The following is a 2,367-nucleotide window of genomic DNA, read 5'->3' as shown; positions in this document are numbered from 1 at the left end:
GCGACGTGCGCACCTTCGGGCGTGACGGGCCACGGGCAGGTCCAGCACCCGGGGCGCGTCCTGGAGCTGTCCGCGCCACCAGGAGAGCTGCGCCTCCCGCACCTCCCCCTGGAGCCAGCCGCGCTGCCACACGGCGTGGTCGGCGTACTGCACGGTGAGCTCCGGCAGCCCGGATGCGGTGCCGTGAGCGACGCGCCGTACAGCGCCCCCAGCTCCCGGACGAGCACGCCCAGCGACCAGCCGTCCGCGACGATGTGGTGCATCACCAGCACGAGCACGTGCCGGTCGTCGCGCAGGGCCAGCAGCGACATGCGCACCGGCGGTCCTTCGACGAGGTCGAAGGGCCGCGAGGCCTCCTCGCGCGCCCACTCACGCGCCCGGGCGTCAAGCGCCTCCGGGGCAACGTCGCGCAGGTCGACGTGCGTCAGCGCGCGTGCGGGCGGCCGCGCGACGCGCTGGACCGCTCCGTCCGGCGTCTCATGGAAGGTCGTGCGCAGCACCTCGTGGCGCCGGAGGATCTCCCCCAGGGAGCGCTCCAGGGCCTCCGTGTCCAGCGCCCCGTCCAGCCACAGCATCGCGGGCACGTTGTAGAGCGCGTTGCCAGGCTCCAGCCGGTCGAGGAACCACAGGCGCTGCTGCGCGAACGACAGCGGCAGCGGCTGGTCCCGGGGCACCGGGACGACAGGAGGCCGCACGGCCTCCGCGCCGGTGCGGGACAGCGCCTCCAGCCTCCGTGCGAGCGCGCCCAGCTTCGGCGTCTCGAACAGCGCGCGCAGGGGCAGGTCCACCTGGAAGACCGAACGGATGCGGGACACCGCCCGCGTGGCCAGCAGCGAGTGGCCACCGCGCTCGAAGAAGTCATCACCGGGGCCGACGTCACCCACGCCCAGCACCTGCGCCCACACGGAGGCGAGCAGCGCCTCGTAGGGCGTGCCCGGCGCGGAAGGCTCCGCCCGCGCGAACCCGACCGGCTCCGGCAGCGCGCGGCGGTCCACCTTGCCGTTGGCGTTGAGCGGCAGGGCGTCCAGCACGACCACCGCGGACGGCACCAGGTACGACGGCAGCCGCTCCTCCAGGAAGGACCTGAGGAGGTCGGGCCCCAGCTGGCTGCCGGGCGCGAGCACCCCATAGGCCACGAGCCGCCGCTCTCCCCCGCCCGCCTCGCGCGCGACCACCACCGCCTCGGCGATGGCCGGGTGCTGCTTGAGCACCGCTTCCACCTCACCGGGCTCCACGCGGAAGCCACGCACCTTGAGCTGGTCGTCCTCGCGGCCCAGGAACACGATGGCGCCGTCGAGCCCCAGCCGCGCGCGGTCGCCCGTGCGGTACATGCGCTCGCCGGGCGTCTTCGCGAACGGCGACGGGATGAAGCGCTCCGCGGTGAGCTCCGGCCGGCCCAGGTAGCCCCGGCCCACCGTGCCGCCCGCGATGTAGAGCCCGCCGGCCACGCCCGGAGGCACCGGGCGCAGGCCCGCGTCCAGGACGTAGGCGCGCACCTCCGGCAGGGGCCGGCCCAGCGGCACGACGACGGGGCGCTCCTCGCGCGCCATCGCGGAGGCCGGCAGCGTGAGCACGCCCACGGTGGTCTCCGTGGGGCCGTAGTGGTTGAACACCGCGCAGCCCGGCACGAGCGAGCGCACCTGATCCACGAGCGCCCAGTCGGCCGACTCGCCGCCCATCACCAGCCAGCGGCGCGGCAACAGCCGCTCCGGGGACTCCGATGCCAGCAGGGCCCGCAGGTGCGAAGGGACGATCTTCAGTCCCTCCACGCCATGCCGGGCGAAGTACGCGCCCAGCGCCGCCGGGTCGGACGCCGTCTCGGTGTCCACCAGGTGCACGGTGCCGCCCTGGGCCAGCGTCGGGAAGAGCGCGGTGTGTCCCAGGTCCGCCGCCAGCGTGGAGACGGACGCGAAGGACGCGCCCCGCGCCAGGTCCAGGCGCCGCACGAGCCCGCGCACGTAGCGCACGATCTGGCGGTGCTCGATGCCCACGCTCCGGGGCCGGCCGGTGGAGCCCGACGTGAAGATGACGTAGGCCAGGTTCGACGGCACGGCGCCACGGGCGGGCGGCGCATCCGCCGGGAAGGACGCGAACGGCGCCTCCCCGCCATCCAGCAGCACGAGCCGGCCGGGGTGGCCGTCGAAGCGGGAGGCCAGCTCACGGAGCGTCACCACGACGTCCACGCGCGCCTCGTCGAGCATCAGGCGCAGCCGCTCCCCGGGGTTCGCGGGATCCAACGGCACGTAGGCGCCGCCCGCCTTGAGGATGCCCAGCAGGCCGCGCATCGCGTCGGCACGCCGGTCCACGCACAGGCCCACGCGGGCCTCGGGCCCCACGCCCATCGCGCGCAGCGCACCGGCCAGCTGG

At 75.4% G+C, this 2,367-nt stretch carries 1 protein-coding gene; it reads right to left on the bottom strand.

Going from position 1 to position 2,367, the window contains the following annotated elements; all coding sequences use genetic code 11:
• Positions 1-2,367 (bottom strand): amino acid adenylation domain-containing protein (locus tag ACLEQD_RS41530; protein WP_410391435.1); only part of this gene is annotated, 2,367 nt, incomplete at both ends.

This window comes from Corallococcus sp. 4LFB (genome assembly GCF_046520365.1).
GTDB lineage: Bacteria > Myxococcota > Myxococcia > Myxococcales > Myxococcaceae > Corallococcus > Corallococcus caeni.
This window is presented reverse-complemented; position numbering and strand designations above follow the sequence as displayed.